12 protein-coding genes are annotated in these 20364 nt (G+C 42.0%); 2 read left to right on the forward strand and 10 right to left on the reverse strand.

Going from position 1 to position 20364, the window contains the following annotated elements:
• Positions 1-93 precede the first annotated feature (93 nt).
• The 7 genes from BO18_RS21220 to BO18_RS21250 form a co-directional block, all read right to left on the reverse strand.
• Complete coding sequence (locus BO18_RS21220; protein WP_034449497.1) at positions 94-6633, reverse strand: leucine-rich repeat protein; 6540 nt, start codon at positions 6631-6633, stop codon at positions 94-96.
• 34 nt (positions 6634-6667) lie between these two features.
• Positions 6668-9769, reverse strand: coding sequence for a type I restriction endonuclease subunit R (locus BO18_RS21225; RefSeq protein ID WP_051689030.1), 3102 nt, complete (start codon positions 9767-9769; stop codon positions 6668-6670).
• Between the two features lie 105 nt (positions 9770-9874).
• Entirely contained in the window at positions 9875-10858 is a 984-nt protein-coding gene (gene xerA, locus BO18_RS21230; protein ID WP_034449500.1) for a site-specific tyrosine recombinase/integron integrase, read from the reverse strand.
• 105 nt (positions 10859-10963) lie between these two features.
• Positions 10964-12127, reverse strand: coding sequence for a restriction endonuclease subunit S (locus BO18_RS34470; RefSeq protein ID WP_081861184.1), 1164 nt, complete (start codon positions 12125-12127; stop codon positions 10964-10966).
• Positions 12128-12136: 9 nt separating this feature from the next.
• Positions 12137-12775, reverse strand: a complete 639-nt coding sequence (locus BO18_RS21240) for a hypothetical protein (RefSeq protein ID WP_034449502.1) — start codon at positions 12773-12775, stop codon at positions 12137-12139.
• A gap of 66 nt (positions 12776-12841) precedes the next feature.
• Positions 12842-14140, reverse strand: a complete 1299-nt coding sequence (locus tag BO18_RS21245) for a restriction endonuclease subunit S (RefSeq protein WP_081861185.1) — start codon at positions 14138-14140, stop codon at positions 12842-12844.
• Positions 14141-14218: 78 nt separating this feature from the next.
• Positions 14219-15727 (reverse strand): type I restriction-modification system subunit M, encoded by a 1509-nt coding sequence (locus BO18_RS21250; RefSeq protein ID WP_034449504.1) that lies wholly within the window; start codon positions 15725-15727, stop codon positions 14219-14221.
• A gap of 580 nt (positions 15728-16307) precedes the next feature.
• On the opposite strand from BO18_RS21250, the gene BO18_RS21255 reads away from it, so the two are divergent.
• A complete protein-coding gene (locus tag BO18_RS21255; protein ID WP_034449505.1) occupies positions 16308-16646 on the forward strand; it encodes a hypothetical protein in 339 nt (112 codons plus the stop codon).
• Between the two features lie 14 nt (positions 16647-16660).
• Positions 16661-16996 (forward strand): hypothetical protein, encoded by a 336-nt coding sequence (locus BO18_RS21260; protein WP_034449509.1) that lies wholly within the window; start codon positions 16661-16663, stop codon positions 16994-16996.
• A gap of 55 nt (positions 16997-17051) precedes the next feature.
• Here the strand turns inward: BO18_RS21260 and BO18_RS21265 are convergent, their stop codons facing one another.
• From BO18_RS21265 to BO18_RS21275, 3 genes are read right to left on the reverse strand one after another with little or no spacing between them, the layout of a single operon-like run.
• Positions 17052-18248, reverse strand: coding sequence for a winged helix-turn-helix domain-containing protein (locus tag BO18_RS21265; protein WP_034449512.1), 1197 nt, complete (start codon positions 18246-18248; stop codon positions 17052-17054).
• 13 nt (positions 18249-18261) lie between these two features.
• Positions 18262-18840 carry an HD domain-containing protein gene (locus BO18_RS21270; RefSeq protein WP_034449514.1) on the reverse strand — a complete coding sequence of 193 codons (579 nt, stop codon included), beginning with the start codon at positions 18838-18840 and terminating at the stop codon, positions 18262-18264.
• Between the two features lie 28 nt (positions 18841-18868).
• Positions 18869-20260: a zinc ribbon domain-containing protein gene (locus BO18_RS21275; RefSeq protein WP_034449516.1), complete on the reverse strand. Its 1392-nt coding sequence runs from the start codon at positions 20258-20260 to the stop codon at positions 18869-18871.
• Positions 20261-20364: the final 104 nt, after the last annotated feature.

Consider the following 20364-nt stretch of genomic DNA (forward strand, 5'->3'; position numbering starts at 1 on the left):
GTAAATAGCAAATAAAACACGGATAAACAGACAAAAAACGCCGCCCGCACAGAAGCACGGACGGCATTTATGCTTAAGTTAATCGATCAGGTATCAGACCATTACTCCGTCTTTACCGATCTTGTATCCGTCAATGGTCGTGTTGGTTGCCATCTTGCCGGAATCGTAGAAGTAATACCACTTTCCGCTGATCTGCTTCCAACCGGTTACCATAGCGCCGGATGAGCCAAAGTAATACCAGCTTCCGCCGATCTGTTTCCAGTTCTTCGCCATAGCACCAGACGACTCGAAATAATACCAGGTACCACCGATCTGTTTCCAGCCGGATACCATAGCACCTGAAGATTCAAAGTAATACCAGGTTCCGCTTATCTGCTTCCAGCCTGAAGCCATGGTGCCTGAACGGTCAAAGTAATACCACTTGCCGCTAAGCTGTTTCCAACCGGTTGCCATAGCACCGGAAGATTCGAAATAGTACCAGATGCCACTTATCTTCTGCCAGCCTGTCTGCATCACACCCGATGAATTCATGTAGTACCACTTGCCGCTTATGCTGACCCAGCCGGTCTTCATGATTCCTGTATTGGGGTCCATGTAATACCAGCTGCTGCCTGATTTCTGCCAGCCTGTCAGCATAGCACCCGTTGAGGGATCAAGATAATACCAGCTGCCGTCTATCTTCTGCCAGCCGGTCATCTTGACACCGTCAACATTGTAATAGTACTTAGCGCCGTCTTCTTCGATCCAGCCTATCTTTTCAGGTGTCAATACAGGAACAACTTCCTGAGCGACCAGGATCTCACCGCAAACGGAGCAATGCGATCCTTCTGTAAGACCTGTCTCTGTATGTGTAGGCTCTACGGCCGGATCAGTCACCGGTGTATGACCTTTAGCAGGAACAACTTCCTGCGCAACGATTACTTCATTACAAACAGAGCAGTGTGAACCTTCTGTCAGACCTGTATGTGTACAATCAGGTGCAACTGCATCGTCAGTAACAGGTTTGTGTCCTAAAGCAGGAACAGTCTCCTGTGCCACGAGCACCTCATTGCAGACTGAGCAATGTGAACCTTCTGTCAGACCTGTATGTGTACAATCGGGTGCGACCGCTTCATCAGTAACAGGAGTATGGACGTGATCCAATGCAGGGATTACTTCCTGGGCTACGATTACTTCACCACAAACTGAACAGTGACTTCCTTCAGTAAGGCCAGAATGCGTGCTGTCAGGCTCAACAGCAGGATCGATAACAGGTGTATGACCGGTTGCAGGTATATCCTCCTGCGCTAGAATTACTTCTCCACACGTTGAACAATGGCTGCCTTCTGTCAAACCAGTATGTGTACAATCAGGTGCTACTGCTTCATCTGCAACAGGGGTATGTCCAAGCGCAGGAACCTCTTCCTGAGCAACAAACACCTTGCCACACAGTGAACAATGCGAGCCTTCGGTAAGGCCGGTATTTGTACAATCAGGAGCAACAGCTTCATCTGTAACTTCGATATGACCGATAATGCTGGCATGGTCAATAGCCGGACAGCTTTTGAATGTCCTATTGTCACCAGTTGTAACATATTTAACATCACAAGGCATAGTTATGTTTTCAACATTACTACAGTAAGCAAAAGCCAGGTTTCCAAGTTTTTTAACTCCAGAAGGTATAGACAACGATTCTAAACAATAACAACAGCTAAATGTTGCGTCTTTAATCTCCGTAATTCCTTCAGGGATAACAACTGCTCCTGTTAAATTCTCGCAATCTCTAAATGCATATTCGCCCAGATATGTTAATCCCTTAGGAAGATTCAGATCGCCTGTTGCCTGTTTACAATACTCAAATGCGTGATCTCCAATACTTGTTACTCCTGATGGAATCACAAGTTTACACCCCTCTACTGCGCTGCTTGCATTGCAATTGCAATAGGCATAGTCGCCTATTTCTGTCACCGTACTCGGAATGTTGATTTCTTTCATGTTTAAACAACCACAGAAACAGTAATTACCAATCCTTGTAACACCCTCTGCTATACTCACTTCAAGTGAATCAACTTTACTCAAACGCCACGGCGTATATCGATAACTGTGTAAATTTGTAAAATAGTCTTCAAAATCCCATGTTGGTCCGAATCCAGTAATTGATACATATTCAAGCTTCTCACAGCCGCTGAATGCGAACACATCATATCCGCTTTCAAATGTTGTGTAACACGGAATCGTCAGTCTCTTCAGGCCGCAGAAAACCGCAAACGCTCCGTCTTCTATGGCCAATACACTTTCAGGGATCACCACATCTTCTACATTCTCACAACCGGAAAAGGTTCCTTTCTTTATTGTTGTAATGCCATTAGGAACATCTATCTTTCCCGCTATTTTCTCGCACTCAAAAAACGCATATTCGCCTATATTCTTAACACTTGCAGGAATCTCTAAACCTGTTAGGTTTGTACAATAACCAAAAGCCCCGGCACCGATGCTCGTCACTTTATTGGGTATAACTAATTTCTGATTGGCTTTACAACCATAATACGCTCCGGTTCCGATACTCGTTACGGTATTCGGAATATCGATATTTGTCACTTTAGTAGAAGCAAATGCATAATCCTGAATATTCGTTATACCTTCATCAATCTCTACCTCAATGCTTTCAGCCTTGCTAAGATACCAAGGTGTATTTCCCGCATGATTTATACTTACGTTCCCTATATCAGTTCCCCAATATGTTGGCTTTGCAATAATCATTTCACCCTGACCAGTTATCCGGACATGGTTTACACCGCCCGAAGAATACTTATCCAATTTGAATACCGTATCATTTTCCAACACGAAACTTGTACCAGGGATTATGAGATCCCTTAACGAATCACAATATGCAAACGCATAATCTCCAACAGATGTAACACCATCGTGTATCGTCAACTTATTTATCTTTCTACATTCACTAAATGCAAATGTCGGAATCTCGGTAATTCCTTCAGGAATAACAACTGCTCCTGTTAAATTCTCGCAATCTCTAAATGCATATTCGCCCAGATATGTTAATCCCTTAGGAAGATTCAGATCGCCTGTTGCCTGTTTACAATACTCAAATGCGTGATCTCCAATACTTGTTACTCCTGATGGAATCACAAGTTTACACCCCTCTACTGCGCTGCTTGCATTGCAATTGCAATAGGCATAGTCGCCTATTTCTGTCACCGTACTCGGAATGTTGATTTCTTTCATGTTTGAACAACCACAGAAACAGTAATTACCAATCCTTGTAACACCCTCTGCTATACTCACTTCAAGTGAATCAACTTTACTCAAACGCCACGGCGTATATCGATAACTGTGTAAATTTGTAAAATAGTCTTCAAAATCCCATGTTGGTCCGAATCCAGTAATTGATACATATTCAAGCTTCTCACAGCCGCTGAATGCGAACACATCATATCCGCTTTCAAATGTTGTGTAACACGGAATCGTCAGTCTCTTCAGGCCGCAGAAAACCGCAAACGCTCCGTCTTCTATGGCCAATACACTTTCAGGGATCACCACATCTTCTACATTCTCACAACCGGAAAAGGTTCCTTTCTTTATTGTTGTAATGCCATTAGGAACATCTATCTTTCCCGCTATTTTCTCGCACTCAAAAAACGCATATTCGCCTATATTCTTAACACTTGCAGGAATCTCTAAACCTGTTAGGTTTGTACAATAACCAAAAGCCCCGGCACCGATGCTCGTCACTTTATTGGGTATAACTAATTTCTGATTGGCTTTACAACCATAATACGCTCCGGTTCCGATACTCGTTACGGTATTCGGAATATCGATATTTGTCACTTTAGTAGAAGCAAATGCATAATCCTGAATATTCGTTATACCTTCATCAATCTCTACCTCAATGCTTTCAGCCTTGCTAAGATACCAAGGTGTATTTCCCGCATGATTTATACTTACGTTCCCTATATCAGTTCCCCAATATGTTGGCTTTGCAATAATCATTTCACCCTGACCAGTTATCCGGACATGGTTTACACCGCCCGAAGAATACTTATCCAATTTGAATACCGTATCATTTTCCAACACGAAACTTGTACCAGGGATTATGAGATCCCTTAACGAATCACAATATGCAAACGCATAATCTCCAACAGATGTAACACCATCGTGTATCGTCAACTTATTTATCTTTCTACATTCACTAAATGCAAATGTCGGAATCTCGGTAATTCCTTCAGGAATAACAACTGCTCCTGTTAAATTCTCGCAATCTCTAAATGCATATTCGCCCAGATATGTTAATCCCTTAGGAAGATTCAGATCGCCTGTTGCCTGTTTACAATACTCAAATGCGTGATCTCCAATACTTGTTACTCCTGATGGAATCACAAGTTTACACCCCTCTACTGCGCTGCTTGCATTGCAATTGCAATAGGCATAGTCGCCTATTTCTGTCACCGTACTCGGAATGTTGATTTCTTTCATGTTTGAACAACCACAGAAACAGTAATTACCAATCCTTGTAACACCCTCTGCTATACTCACTTCAAGTGAATCAACTTTACTCAAACGCCACGGCGTATATCGATAACTGTGTAAATTTGTAAAATAGTCTTCAAAATCCCATGTTGGTCCGAATCCAGTAATTGATACATATTCAAGCTTCTCACAGCCGCTGAATGCGAACACATCATATCCGCTTTCAAATGTTGTGTAACACGGAATCGTCAGTCTCTTCAGGCCGCAGAAAACCGCAAACGCTCCGTCTTCTATGGCCAATACACTTTCAGGGATCACTACTTCCTCTACGCTTTCGCAGCCGGCAAAGGTATTCTTCTCTATTATTGATACGCCATCGGGAATTTCAAGTTTACCTGATATATTTGCACAGTAATAGAACGCTTCTTCGCCAATTGTTCTTACGCCAGAAGGGATTTCCACTTCACCATACAATCCATCGCACCAGTAAAATGCAGCCTTTGAAATACTGTTTAACTCCTTCGGGAGTTGTACATTTATAATTTTCCTGCAGTTACGGAAGCATTCTTCTCCAATATCCATTACGGAATCATAAGCATTACTATCAAAAGAAGCGTTTTTATTTAGTTCAAAAACCTCTCCATTATATTCATACCATCCCCTATAACCACAGAATAACGAATTAACCAGAGAAACATAAAAAAATTGCACATGGCCATGTGTTATGGAGTCCATTATTGTTCCGCTCTCACTAAAGAAGAGTGTTATTAACTTCATATTATCAACTGAATAGCAATCAATCAGCGATAATAAATCAGAAAACTTGGCTTTAGCCAGAACAATATCTGAACGGTTATGAATTTCTATCTGAACTAATTCCTTTATCCGCCTCCCTGTTCGAGATGAACGTATACTATCATAACTCAGATCATCATCGCTTTCTTTCAGCCAACTGCAACACGATTCATATAACTCATCATATTCTTTCGCTAACGAAACATTATATTTGCAGAAAAGCGAATAGACATTATTAGCAGCAGCACCAGATTCAAAATCAGATTTAATTGTAGCTATTGTTGTGCATAAGATCACAACAGCTTCAAAATTATTATAAGAAATAACATCCCACAATGAAGAATTGTTCTTTCCGCCAAGTGCAAATGCAACAAATCTAAACAGAACTTGGAACTGTGATGACATAAAAGTGTCCTTGTCTGGAACAAGTGTCCTTAAAAGACTTAGATATGCAGATGGGTCATCTTCCGAACGGCAATCCAACCCGGATAATCGTTTAAACTGATAATAAACATTATCCTGTGTAGGCAGTGCACCACTATAGACATAGATATCAACGCCATTACGCTTATAGCCCCAATCCTCCATAGGGAGTAATGTAATCAAATCACCAGGATTGTTAATATTGTATATGTTTTTAAGAGATTGATCTGCGTTACGGCTAACAGCAGGACATGCAAAAGCATATCCGAATATCTGTTTATCAGGAATCGAAGTACTCTTATCCAGTCGCGCGGCAATAATATTTGTTACTGCGGCACCACGGCTATGTCCAGTAAGGAGAACGACCGTTTTTGATAGGCTTGCCCCATCAGTATTGATCTGTTCAATTAAATCATCATAAACTTCATCAGCTGCAAGATAGAATCCTTCGTGATCATCTCCTTCACCAAGGTTAAAATCACTGTACCATTCAGCATTTGGACCCGTGCCTCTTATCGGCACGCAATAAACCGTATATCCATCAATAACCTTACGTCCAATAGTGTAGGCCACATGGTCATTATCATTGATTGAAAGTCTGCCATCATCGTATGATTTCGACATAGCAATAGGATTTACAATTGTAAAATGCATATCTTCAAAGATATCGCCAATTGTAATCGGATCATATGCAGCAGCAGCCAAGGCAACACTCATCTTTGCGACTTCACCGTTGAGCTTCGTACTATCCTGAAGGAAATATCCATCATTATAAGTAAACTGAGAATGTACTTTTCCTCTATCACTATTTGCATTATCGTATTTGTATTGGATCTGATAAGTATTATGTTTAGCTACAGGATTCTCGTAAACTGTCGATGCCTCTGCCAAGGTAACACCACCAATAATAAAACCAACTACAACGGATAATAAAAAGCTTTTTATCTTCATACTTAGTCTCCCTGGTCAAATCCACAAAGGTGAATCAATTGACTATTGCCTTTGCATAAGGCGCCAATCTGTCACCCATTTCTTCATTATCAGTCCACAACTCACACTGAAGCATAACTGTCTCTAACGCATCCTCCATTCCTTCCGGGGGATACTTATACTTCTTGAGCAACTTCTTTATCATCATTCTCATCTTGGCTCGGGCGGTCTCACGTTTCTGCCAATCGATGGTTTTATTCTTCCGCAATGTCTCAGTAAGTTCTTTTGTAAGAGCAACAAGTTCTTTGTTCTCGTAGAAATCCTTGATTGCCTGCGGTTTGGTCAAAGCATCGTAGAAGGCGAGTTCTTCATCAGAAAGACCCAATTCATTTCCTTCTTCTCTGCTCAACTGGATTTCGTTAGCCATCTTCATCAGCTCTTCGATGACTATCTGATTATTGATCATTGAATTGATGTATTGATTCATCAGTCTCTGCATTCTCTCGCTGAAGACCTCAGACTTTACAACATTCGTCCGGCGGTAAACAATAACCTGTTCCTCGATGAGTCGTTTGAGAAGTTCTACAGCCAGATTCTTGTGCTTCATCTTAGAAATCTCTTCCAGGAAACTTGGATCAAACAACGAGAACTCTTCTCTGACACCGTCGAAAAGGTTGATGACACCTTCACTCTTGATACTCTGTTTCAGCAATTCATTAATGCGGTCATTGATTTCTTTAAGTGAGAGCTTTGACTTTACCGTTACCAACACGCGACCCGCCATTACTCTTACCGCTTCAAAGAATGCGGCTTCTAACCTTTCTTCTTCATTTGCCAAAGAAGAACAGAGCGACAAAGCCTGATGTAATAACAATGATTCTTTTAAATATGTTTTCAGCAATTCATCCTCATCGGGAGCGGCTATATAATTCACTGCTCCGGTTATAGCTTTTGCTCTTTCCAGATCAGAACCATTAAGGAAGGAACTGTAATCATAACCATGAAGAAGATCTCTGCACACTGCGAGTTTTTCCTGGAATTTCGGATAAGCCACTTTCGTAACATCCGTGTCGCCATATTTCTTCTTATCACGGTCGGTATAATCGTTCATTGCCTGCTTAAGCGCATTGGCGATACCAACATAATCAACTACAAGGCCGCCCTCTTTGTCTTTGAAGACACGGTTAACTCGTGCTATCGCCTGCATGAGATTATGACCTGACATAGGCTTATAGACATACATTGTCGCAAGTGACGGCACGTCAAATCCCGTAAGCCACATATCGACAACAATGGCTATCTTTAGAGGATCTTCATTATCCTTAAACTTCTTGGCAAGCTCCTCTTTGTGGTGTTTATTGCCAATGATCTTACGCCATTCCTCGGGATCCTTATTGCTCTCAGTCATAACGACAGCAACTTTTTCTGTCCAGTCAGGCCGCAATTCGATTATCTTATGGTAAATGTCGATTGCTATAGCGCGTGAATATGCAACTATCATTGCTTTTCCGGTAAGGATATTGGCTCTGTTCTCTTCATAGTGGCTAAGGATATCCTTTACAAGAGAATCAATGGTCTGCGGATTTCCCAGAACAGCCTCCATTTTACCAAGCATCTGCTTGCTCTTCTCGATTACCGCTTCATCAGCCTGATCAGTTGACTCAAGAAGATCATATTCCTGATCGATCAGCTTGATCGTCTCTTTATCCAGTTTGAGGTTAACTACGCGACTCTCATAATAGACCGGTCTTGTTGCGCCATCTTCAACCGCCTGTGTCATGTCGTAGATATCAATATAATCTCCAAACACTGCTCTTGTATTATGGTCTTTTGAAGAAACCGGTGTTCCGGTAAAGCCGATAAACGTAGCATTAGGCAGACAATCTCTGATTATCCTTGCCGTACCGATAACGCGTTTGGCAATCTTTTCACCATCCTCGTTTGTCGTCATCTTTATCTGCTCTGTAAGTCCGTACTGGCTTCTGTGTGCCTCATCCGCCATGACGATTATATTCCGTCTGTCAGATAAAGCCGTCCCGGATTCCTCGAACTTTTGCATCGTAGTAAAGATAATTCCGTTTGCCGTTCTGGAGTTAAGCCAATTCATCAGGTGTTCACGGCTCTGAGCGTGCTCCGGTGTCTGACGCAAAAAATCACTGCATCTGGCAAATTGAGAGAACAACTGGTCATCAAGATCGTTACGGTCAGTTATCACTACGATCGTCGGACTCTCCAGTGCCTGCTGCAGAAGATGAGCATAAAAGACCATAGATAACGACTTACCGGAACCCTGCGTATGCCAGAACACGCCGCCTTTGCCGTCGCCACCTTCTGCAGATGCATTCTTTGTGCTCTCTATAGCTTTACGGACGGCAAAGTACTGGTGATACCCGGCAAGTATCTTATGTGAGTTAATCCCCTCAACGTCAAAACAGATGAAGTTCTTAATTATATCCATCAGTCTTTCACGGACGAAAATGCCTTCGAAGAAAGTATCAAACTGAGCATATTGAGTGTTCTCATAACTGCCATCCTTCGTCTTCCATTCCATGAAGCGGTCTTCGCCGGAGGTTATAGTTCCGGCCTTGGAAATATACATGTCACTCATAACGCATATAGCGTTGTAAATGAACATAGAAGGTATCTCCTGCATATAATTGCGGATCTGCAGAAACGCTTCCGAGGCATCAGTCTCTTCACGAGAAGGAGACTTGAGTTCAATGAGGACTATCGGCAAGCCATTTAGGAAGACTAAGACATCCGGACGCTTATTACTGTTCTCAACAAACGTCCACTGGTTGGCAACTATAAAAGAGTTGTTGTCGACGTTTGCATAATCCGCAATATAAGCTATGTCATACTTTGTCTCTCCACCTTCATGATAACTGACCTCAATGCCATTCTGAAGATAGTTCATAAATATGGTATTCTTCTGAACCAATGTGCCGTTCTCAAAGTTATGGAGCTTATACAAAGCATCGGCAATAGCAGCATCAGGCAGTTTAGGATTCAGTCTGCGCAGAGAATCTGCAAGGACGCTCTCGTACAAAGGACTCTTATAATCCCTCTCCAAATCGGGGCCGTAAACATATTGATACCCCATATTCTGAAACAGTGCAATAACGGAATTCTCATAATTGGCTTCATCAAATGCCATAATCTTGCCCCTTCCGATTCGCAATTATCTTTTATTGTATAACTTCCGGAAGCATTATTCACTCACTTATATGTGAACATTTCGTTTGGATTTATTAACACACCACTATCCTATGTATTTCCGATGAGCCGACTTGACATTGCTCTGCTTAACCATTGCATACATCAGAGTCGTATCTATCCGCTGATGCCCCAAAAGCCTTTGAAGCTGTTCTATCGGCATTCCCTTATCTATAGCCTTGGTAGCCAAAGTCCGTCGAAACTTATGCGGATGAACTCTCGAAATATTCATCTTCCGACCCATCTTACGGAGCCGGTACTCTATACCACCAATCATGATGCGGTCATGCGGTGCCCGAAGCGTTACGAAAAGCGCCGGATTATCATCTGTTCTGCTGTCAAGGTAATTCTGCAAATGAATCTTGGTCCTGGCATCAAAGTATACGACACGTTCCTTGTTGCCTTTTCCAAACACAACACATTCCCGCTCAATAAAGTTAATATCCTCCCTATTCAAAAGAACCATCTCGCCGACACGCATTCCTGTAGAAGATAAAAGTTCGATCATCGCCAGATCTCTCAACTCCGTACAATTGTCACGCATCAGTTCCAGTTCTTCATCTGAATATGTCTCCTTTATGTTGCTGGCAGTCTTGATCTTATGAATGCGTCTCACGGGACTTTTAATTATATAATCCTCATCCTCCAACCATGAAAAGAAACTGGACAGAATCCTTCGAATATTATCGATAGTCACTCGGCTCGATTGATTTTTTCTTTGATATTCGATCAGATAAGCGCGTAGATCTTCGGTATTAATGTGACATATGCCTTTCCCCAGAAAGGACAACATAGCATTTATTGTAGTCTGATAGTACTTGAGAGTTTTCTCCGAACAACCCTCTATCCGCTTTGAAGACACGAACATTTCCAAAAGGTTCCTATTATCTTCATAATCTGATTTGTTTTCCTCAGCAACAAAGTAAAGTCGAAACGCATTTTCCAATACTTGCTTCAATTGGATTAGCTGTGAATTGTCTAGTATCGGTAACATCTGTTGCATAACTTCATAAACTATTTGATCAGTCATATTGTTCTCCTTCATAAATTGGTATTAGAGAACAATACATGCGTTATCTGACATTAATCAACCGAATACAGTTGCTATTACTCGCATCAATGATAATTTAGCGGTTTATATTTCGATTTCAGATACGTCAAGTTCTCCGGACATCAAGCGAGGGAGCAAGCAATCTCGAATGTTTGTTAGGCGACAAATCTCATCGCAGTTGTTTCTTATAGCTTGATCCATAGGAGCAACTACAGCCTCAAAGCTATCAAGAACCGCTTGGGGTGGAATTTTAATTGGCATAGAGTTCAAAGCATCTCGGTTGATTGAACCAAACACAGTGCCTTCGCCATTAAAAACATCAAGTTGATCACGAAGATCAAACATAGTATATAGGACGAAGGACTGATGCCCATCTTTTGATCTGATAGCGCTAAGCCCGCGACCAATACAACAATCCTCATAAGCTACATTCATATCACCAACAGGGGCTCTCACACTCATAAGCGCATCATTTGCCTGTGCCATTCGTTTGGGATCTGTAGTGTAAAGACGTCTAGTAGGGAATCTAAAGCCAAATTCAGCTCTTCCTTGAAAGAATACGGTTCCATTGCCATCTTCGTTATATGTGTCGCCTTTAGGTGATTGTCCCATAGTTACGATTGCAACATCAGATAGTGTGCCCCGAGTCCAAGTTTCATCGGCATTATCAACAATCATATTGGAGTAAATAGTTCTTGCTTGCTCCTGTAAATTCTGATTTATTTTTTCATTGATGGTTATTTTTTCATTCAAAGAATCAATATAGCTCGCAATTATATTCTGTTCCTTTAGCGAGGGCAGTTTTAACCTTAATTTCTTAGCCGCTCCAACATTATAGTGCTGCTGAACAGCTCCAACCAGATTTGAACTGATCACACCATATGATAAGTTCAAAAAAGCAGCTAGAAAAGTAGAGTTAATTCTCGTGTGATCTGGTTTAATTATAACCAGATCAGAACAATTCCATTCTTCGTTTTTTTCTGGTATAACTGCGCTAGCACCCGGATTCCCTGTTCGCACGATCACTACATCACCGGCTTCTAATTGTGATTTCTTTATCGACCTGTGAAAAGGCTCATCAATAAATCTTTCATCTGCCAAGTTGATTCGGAATGGTTCGACATTTTGTGACCTGAGAAATCGAATTCCATTATTAACATAATGATTCGTGGTTTTCCCAACAAAACCAACAGTCAAATCAGCAACGTCCTCTAAACTTATGTCAATCCAATTTTTCGATTTATCCATAATAAATAATTAGCTTTTATATCTATACTTGCAAATCACATGTTCATCTAAAACGTTAAACAAGAACATTGTGTTCTTAATTAAGACATCAATATCGAATTTATATGTTTCTTGTAATGGCTCTGCTTTTTTGCTTATTCCATAACGCAAAGCCATTTCATTATTGTCAATTTTCTCAACTTCCTGTAAAAACGAGGTGATATCTTTGGAATGTGGAATATCTTTTTCGTCTAGGTCATTCCATACTGTAAGCACACTGTGCCCCTTTAGTTCAGCCATTCCCTTTGCTATTTGACATTCTTTTAGTTTCAGTTCTATTGAATGTTTACAAGAAAATGCGCAGGGGATAACATAATATGAAACTGTCTCTCCATCTCTATCATTTACAATAGCTCCATGTAAATACAGTGCTGATTGAATGTAATCCATAGCCATATGTGATAAAACTTCTGAAGAATAGTATTCATTATTGGAAAAATCTTCAATCTTTTCTTTTGTTCTAAGGTGCTTCATTATGCCAACATAAGACAAATCCGAAAATCTTTCACCTGTTAAAACACTTTGCATTTCGTAATCATCAGGAACATTATCGAAAATCATTTGATGATATGAACGTATATTTCCGTTTTCATCATATCTAGCTCTCATTGTTTCGCTTAATTTCCTTTCCTAAGAATTGTTATTATCTACGTCGATAAATGATAATTTAGCGGTCTAAACATCTATCTCAGAGACATCTAATTCGCCAGACATTAGTTTGGGTAAAAGTGTGTCTCGTAATTCGGCTAAACGCTGATTCTCGTTGTCGTTATTCATAATCATTGTAAGCAATGGTTCTGTAAGACTGTTGAACTCTTCGTTGATGTTCTCACTTGCAATCCAGACAGGAGAATTCTTTATCTCTGTCGAAGAAAGGTTAACTTGAACCCCACTGTTAGCTCTGCTTCTTAAATCCTTCAAGAAATCAAAACTGTTAGTTAACAGATATATGTATGCATAGGATGTGTTCTTATATCCATTGCTTCGCAAAAGTCCAACACGTTGATTAACAATATATTGGTTATCGACTGTCATAAGTGCCGTGTTACCAAGAATTGCCACATTATCTTTCATATCTGTCATTGCCATAAGCACATCGCCCTTGTGAAGGACATATTTAGTAAGAGTACTGCATTTATTTATTGGATACCAACTTTTTGTTCCTCCTGAATTAAATCCACCACCACGATTAATATGTCCCTGCTTAAACACTCGATAACAACCGGGTTCGGGAGCGTCAAGAAGTTCCTTGCTTTTGAAAGCATATCCATTTGAAAAATCAACTATATCTTGAAGTGTTCCTGATTCCCAATCATTTGGAATCGAACCGTTAAAACGTGAAAAGTCAATAAAATAAGATGTAAGGATAGCATTAGCCTGCTGAAGTAAATTCTGATTTATAGCACTATTTACGGATATTTTATCATCTATAGATTGAAGGATTTCTGCAATTGTATTCTGTGTTGAAATTGGAGGTACAGGAACAAGCATTTTCCTAAAATTGGTTTTGCTAAGCTTTTTTTGTACGCTTCCAATAGTCAAACTGTCCATCATAAATTGACCGTAGATGCTTTTAAGCCAATAATAATAGAAATCGTCGCTATCTTTGAATTTAACTAGTATAGAATTGGGGGCCAAACTCATCTTAGAATATAATCGAGGACACCTGAACACTCCGCCTATAATCCCAACATTAGAAATTAATATTTCATTCCCATATAATTTTGTTTTTGACAAAAAATCATAGGCGTTTTTATCTATGAAAATAAAGGGTCCAACAAAGCCTTTGCTAAAATCCGTATATCTTACCATCCAAGCATATTCAGGCTTGTCATAGTATTTCACGTTATCAGCTAAAGACTTAAAACTACCATTTGAAGTATAGTCAGTAACTAGCTCTGAAGCTTCATCTATTGTTGTAATACCCCAGGAAGCGGGTATTTTCCCCCATGGTGTAGATTTCCATTCATTCATTAATTTTATCCTCTAGCATTAATCATATTCAGTAGTAAACAAAATGATAATTACATTCAATAATCGAAACTATAACTGTCAAATATCATAGCCAATCGCGCCCAACTTCTTCTTAATCTCATCTTCTAGTTCATGAGATTTAGCAAACAAGTCTGATAGCTCAGATGTTAATCTGGTCATCTTTTCTTCAAAAGGCTCGCCATCATCTTCTTGTTCTTCTATACCGACATATCTTCCCGGAGTGAGGATATAGTCCTGCTTAGCAATATCTTCTATAGAAGCTACAGAACAGAATCCCTTCACATCTTCAAGCGTTCCGTTTTGGAACGCTTCAAATGTATCCGCAAGTTTCTGTATATCTTCTTCCGTGAAATCTCTGTGTTTACGGTCAACCATATGACCCATCTTGCGGGCATCAATGAAAAGCGTCTTTTCTTTTTGTTTTTTACCTTTTGTTATAAACCAAAGTGTAACCGGAATCGTAACACTATAAAACAACTGAGTAGGCATTGCGACAATGCCTTCAATCAGGTCATCTTCGATAATCCGCTTACGGATCTCGCCTTCACCGCTTGACTGTGTTGACAAAGCACCATTTGCAAGAACAAGACCGATTTTTCCGTTAGGAGCAAGGTGATGGATCATATGCTGGATCCATGCATAGTTTGCATTGCCTGCAGGCGGAACCCCATATTTCCATCTGACATCATCAAGGAGTTTCTCCTGATTCCAGGGATGATAATTAAACGGCGGGTTTGCCAGAATGAAATCTGCCTTCAGAGTGGGATGCAGATCATTAGTAAATGTATCAGCCTGATACGGGCCAAAATCAGCATCTATTCCACGGATAGCCATATTCATCTTAGCCATCTTCCAGGTATCCGCATTTGCTTCCTGGCCGTATACAGCTATGCTTCCTCTGTTTCCGGAATGCGCTTCGATAAACTTAGCACTCTGAACGAACATACCTCCCGAACCACAGCAGCAATCATAAACTCGGCAGTTCTCAAACGGTTTAAGAATAGAAACGAGTGTCTTAACAACGCTGGCCGGTGTATAGAATTCTCCTCCGCCAACACCTTCCTTTTCAGCAAACTGAGCAATGCAGTATTCGTATGTTCTACCGAGAAGGTCCTCGCTGGCTTCAGTGTCACTCATATCGATATTGTTTGTGAATATATCTACAACGTCACCAAGGACTTTCTTATCAAGATCCGGACTGGCATAATTCTTAGGCAGAACATTCTTGAGATTTTTGTTCTCGTCTTCGATTGCGCGCATCGCTTCATCTATAACTTTGCCTATCTCTGGAGTATGGGCCGCAGATGATATCTTCTCCCATCTGGCTGACTCAGGAACATAGAAGACATTTTCCATGGTATAGGCGTCTCTGTCGTTTTCAAAGCCGTCGCCTTCAGCAACAAGTTCTTGATATCTTTTATCAAAAGCAGCAGATATATATCTGAGGAAGATCAATCCGATAATAACTTTACGGTATTCGGCTGCAGGTATATGTCCCCACAAAACACAAGCAGCATCCCAAAGTTGTTTTTCGAATCCTATATTTGCATTCGTCTTATTTGCCATATAACAAGTCTCCTTGAAGCATTGCTAACTGTATTATAACTATATTGCCATCCACTAATAGGACAGTTTTTGGGCACGACTAAATTATAATATAAGAAAGGTTAAGATTCTTTGAACAATTTCCAAAGGCAAAGACGCAACACAAACATTCTTGAACATTTCAATAACCCACACAAACAATCATTTCGAGATCAATAAGAATTATCTCAACAGATTGTAACCATTCGCTGAAATCGTCCACAGCTTGTGGACAATTTTAGAATCCTATGCATACCGTGAGCTCTCAACAAGCTCTAAATAGACAAGTGAAAGGCAATCCAGACTATTTATTTCAAGTTTATCCCTACCTCCAATTTAGTCATTTCGCCCCAAATGACTAAATTGGAACTTATCATGACTAAATTGAAATATCGTCTTTCCCGTTCCAAAACACAGTATTTTTCCTCTTTCCCCGACACTCTTCCTCCGCTCTGTCGCTTAATCAACAGATCACCCCGACATTACTGATTGTTCGTGTGTACTGTTTTGACGATACTGAAGCCATCAAACAAAAACACAAAGTCATTAGGAGGAAATGAAAATGACAAACACAATGGTAAGAGATATCGAATTGGACGAGCTTGAGATCGTATCAGGCGGAACGGTAACGGAGTTTCAGCAGATCATGTACGCTTATATCGAATCCCCAATCGGGAAAATGCTCCCTTCATTGGCAGGTGGTCATATACCCGGCCTTAACAACGCATCCGCTGCCATTATGGAATCCAGACTCGAGGAAGATTTCGACGTCATAGCAAACATCAGCTTAGGCTTCTGCGGAACAGGCATCGGTTCTGATCCCAACACCTACAAGGATAAGAAGACGGGTCAGCCCCTGACACATGAACAGGTGCTCCAGAGAATCAGGAGTATGAAGTAAAGGCGGACATCACCATGACCATAAACAAAGAGATCGAACTTAACGAGCTTGAGATCGTATCAGGCGGTACGGTAACAGAATTAGAGGAGCTTTTGAGAGCTTACATGACGGTATCAACATCCGGAGACCCCATTACATTTGTCGGTGGTCATCTGCCCGGTCTGAACTACGCAAGTGCAGGTGCAATGGAAGAGGTGCTCGAGCATGATTTCGGCGTAATCGCCGACATAGATCTGGGGTTCTGCGGATTGGGCATCAGTTCAGACCCAAACACTTACAAGGACAAGATAACAGGTCAGCCACTGACTCACGCACAGGTGATCAGAAGGATTAAGGACCGTTTTTCCTGATATTTACCCCCTGATAAAGACAGCCGGAGTTGCGACCGGCTGTCTTTTATTTTGCTTACAGATATTCTATCTCTTCGCAGTCGTTGAACTTCGCGAAGTCCTTAACTGTCTTCTCGAGTGCCGCATTCAGTTTTTTGGTCTGACGGACGTCCTCTTCCCACCAGATGTTCCTTACCTCAAGGACTCCGGTCTTCCTGTCGGGCACGACTTCGATGCGTCCGACAAATCTGTCGCCGAAGAGGACGGGCAGAACGTAATAACCGTATTTGCGTTTTACAGCAGGCGTGTATATCTCCCAAGAATACTGGTAGTCCCATAATGCGAGGATAAGGGACTTGTCCCACATCAGAGGATCTAAGGGTGCGATAAATGACATCCTGGGCTTCAGATCGGCTGTACCTTCAAGGATCGCATTCATGAGATTAGCGTCTTCTGCCCTGTAGTAGAAAGGCTGCTTTATCCCTTCCACCATGACGGGAATTATCTTCCCTTCTTCTGTCAGTGTCTCAAGAGCCTGTTTGCGTTTCTCGGCATTTATGTCCAGACCCAGGAATGCCGTGCTGTTCTTGTCCCAGAGAAGGCCTGCCGCACCGATGCGTCTCAGGACTCGCCAGCAAAGGAACTCCTCTTCCGTCTTGCACGGATTGTCCGCTTCAAGGATGTCTTTGGAAAGATGCCTGCCTGCGAGATCGTAGTATTTGCGGCTCCCCTTCTTGTGATGGATCACGAGCTCGCCGTCGGTATAGAGCTGCTCCAGGACAGATCGTGCCGCCTGGGATTTCTTCTGCCAGTTGCCGCTCCAGTGCATAGATGAATGCCAGAAGATCTCACCTTCTATCGGGAGGGAATCGCTCGATACGGGACCGTTTGCTTCGATGTATTCGATTGCCTGTTTCTCCAGTCTCTTAAGTCCCTTGAACGTCCTTCCGAGCTTCCTGCTCCTGTCCCTGTATGATGAAAAATAAGGCCAGTCTTCGGAAGGCCAGATGGAGAGTTCCTTATCTGCATAGTCGACGAGCTTTCTGTCCTTATAGAGAAGGTCGTGGAGCATCGTCTTTTTAAAGCCCTTTACTCTGGACTGCAGTGTGAGTTCAGCATTCTTGCCACATACGTCAACCGGGTCGTACTGTATGCATCCTGCCTGACGGACATAAGCATACGCTCCGTCTTTTCCGGTGAAGCGGTGTGATCCTATGAGCCCCTGCTTGGAGAGGATAAACTGTCTTGCCTGTTGTCTGGTTATAGTCTGCATATATTTTGTCTGCTCATACGAGAGGGTTTTCATCTTCAAAATGCACAAGGAATTCTTCAAGGAATCTGTGTCTTTCCTCAGCCATCTTCCTTGCCGTTTCAGTATTCAGTCCGTCCTTGAGCAACAAGAGCTTGTCGTGGAAATGTTCTATGCTCTCTTCTAAAGACCTTCCGTTCTTGCCACCATATGCGAATGTGCGCGCAATGCCGATCGCGCCCATGGCATCGAGTCTGTCCGCATCCTGCACTATCTTTGCTTCCAAAGTATCGGGAGTCTTCCCTTTGTTCTTGCTGAAGGAGACCGAGTTGATGATGCTGACAATGAATGTGATTCGCTCAGCATCCACACCGTGTTCTTTCAAAAAACCGGCTGCATTCGCGTTGTCTTTTGTATCGAAGAGTTTATGGTCATCAACATCGTGGAGGAGTGATGCAAGAGCAACCGCTTCCATATCGCAGCCGTGCTCTTCCTTTGCTATCTTCACGGCATTCTCATATACCCTTAAGCTGTGGTTCAGATCGTGTCCGTCAGAGTGACCTTCGAACAGTTTGGTTATGTATCTCTTTGCTTCTTCAATGAGGTTTGTATCCATTTACTTTTTCGTTGCCTTTGTATTTTCGTCAATCCTTGTTACGGAGCATGTCGCTTATCTTGTTCCCAAGTGCGACACCTGCGGCAGTCCTAATCACGCCTCTGGTAAATTCCCTTCTCCTGCGTCTGCCGGACTCGAACATTTCCATGAATTCCTCGTACTGCTCATCGCTACTTATCCTGCCTTCTTCGCCAAGGACGGCGAGCATCTCGGTATATTCGTTTACTATGTCTTCGATGCTCCTCACATGGTTGGCAGTGAGTGCTTCGATTATGAATCCCAGTCCCTGGATGCTCCGCATGTTATTGCTGTATCCGGAATAATTCCAGTCGGGAACGTTTATCTCTTCAGGAAGATTTAATCCGTCACAGATCCTCCTCCAGGTGTTCTCATACTGAGCGATCACCTCAAAGACTTTTTGCTTCACTTCCCCGTCAGGTGTCCTGTCGCATATGTCGTTTGGAAGATCGTGGTAGATGAGACTTATATTAGGAAATGCTTTGTCGACAAGTTCAGAATGGATCGGATCACCTGAAACGACTTTGTATTTCAACGACTTGTATTCGCTGGAAGGATTCTGATAATCGGAATCTACTTCGGACTTAAATAGACAGTTGTAAAGATCGATCTCTTTATCGCAGTCGTCCTTCAAAAGGAAATAGTGCAGGCAGAACTGCGCGAGCTGGACATTTCGCAATGTGCGGAGCGAATCGTATTTGACAGGATTTACTTCATCGTTGATGTAGCTTGCCCACGGGCTCAGCTTCAGTGTTATTGAACCATAGAAAAGTTTGGTATCGTTGATATCTACAAGCACTAAGGGTCCTTCTGTTTTCTCGATCTTGTCGGTAAAACTTAAGAAACCATCCTTTACTGCCAGGTACGGCGACCAGTATGACATGGTGGTACCGAGGAGTTCCGTTATCTTTGCAACTATCTCTTCGACCTGTTCAGGTTTGTCGGAGAACACTTCTATATTCGGAGCGTAATCGCTCGGGAGAGTCTCGGGATCGTAGTAAAGCTGATAGGAAGTCCTGTCGCTCCTCGTGACGGTGAACTTCCTGTAATCGAGCACATATCTGAATGAAGAAGATATCAACACATAAGGAAACTCGAACTGCTTATCGGTTATCTTTTTCAGGTGCTCATCGAAGTTGTCCCGGCCGATGAAGGTAACGGGATATCCCACATCAAATCTTTTCTTCAGTTCATTCATGAAGCAGTCGTTTGCGAGCACCAGGTCCTTGCGGTCGGCACACTTCAGAAGATTGAACATGAGAAAAATGTATGTCAGCCTCTGGGGATCATTTTCCTTATCGTATTCTTCCCTGATCACGTCACCGGGGCAGCCGCACGAGGGACAGAATGCCGCCCTGTCAGATACCATATTCCCGCAATCCGGACATTTGATCAGACCCATAAAGAACCTCGTTTAAGTCAATAGAAAGCTTCCTTTCCTGATCTTTTAATTATACCAAGTTTTCTGGTTCTTCTACCGACCGGAAAGTTCACTTATCAGGACAA

The organism is Butyrivibrio sp. AE2032 (assembly GCF_000702965.1).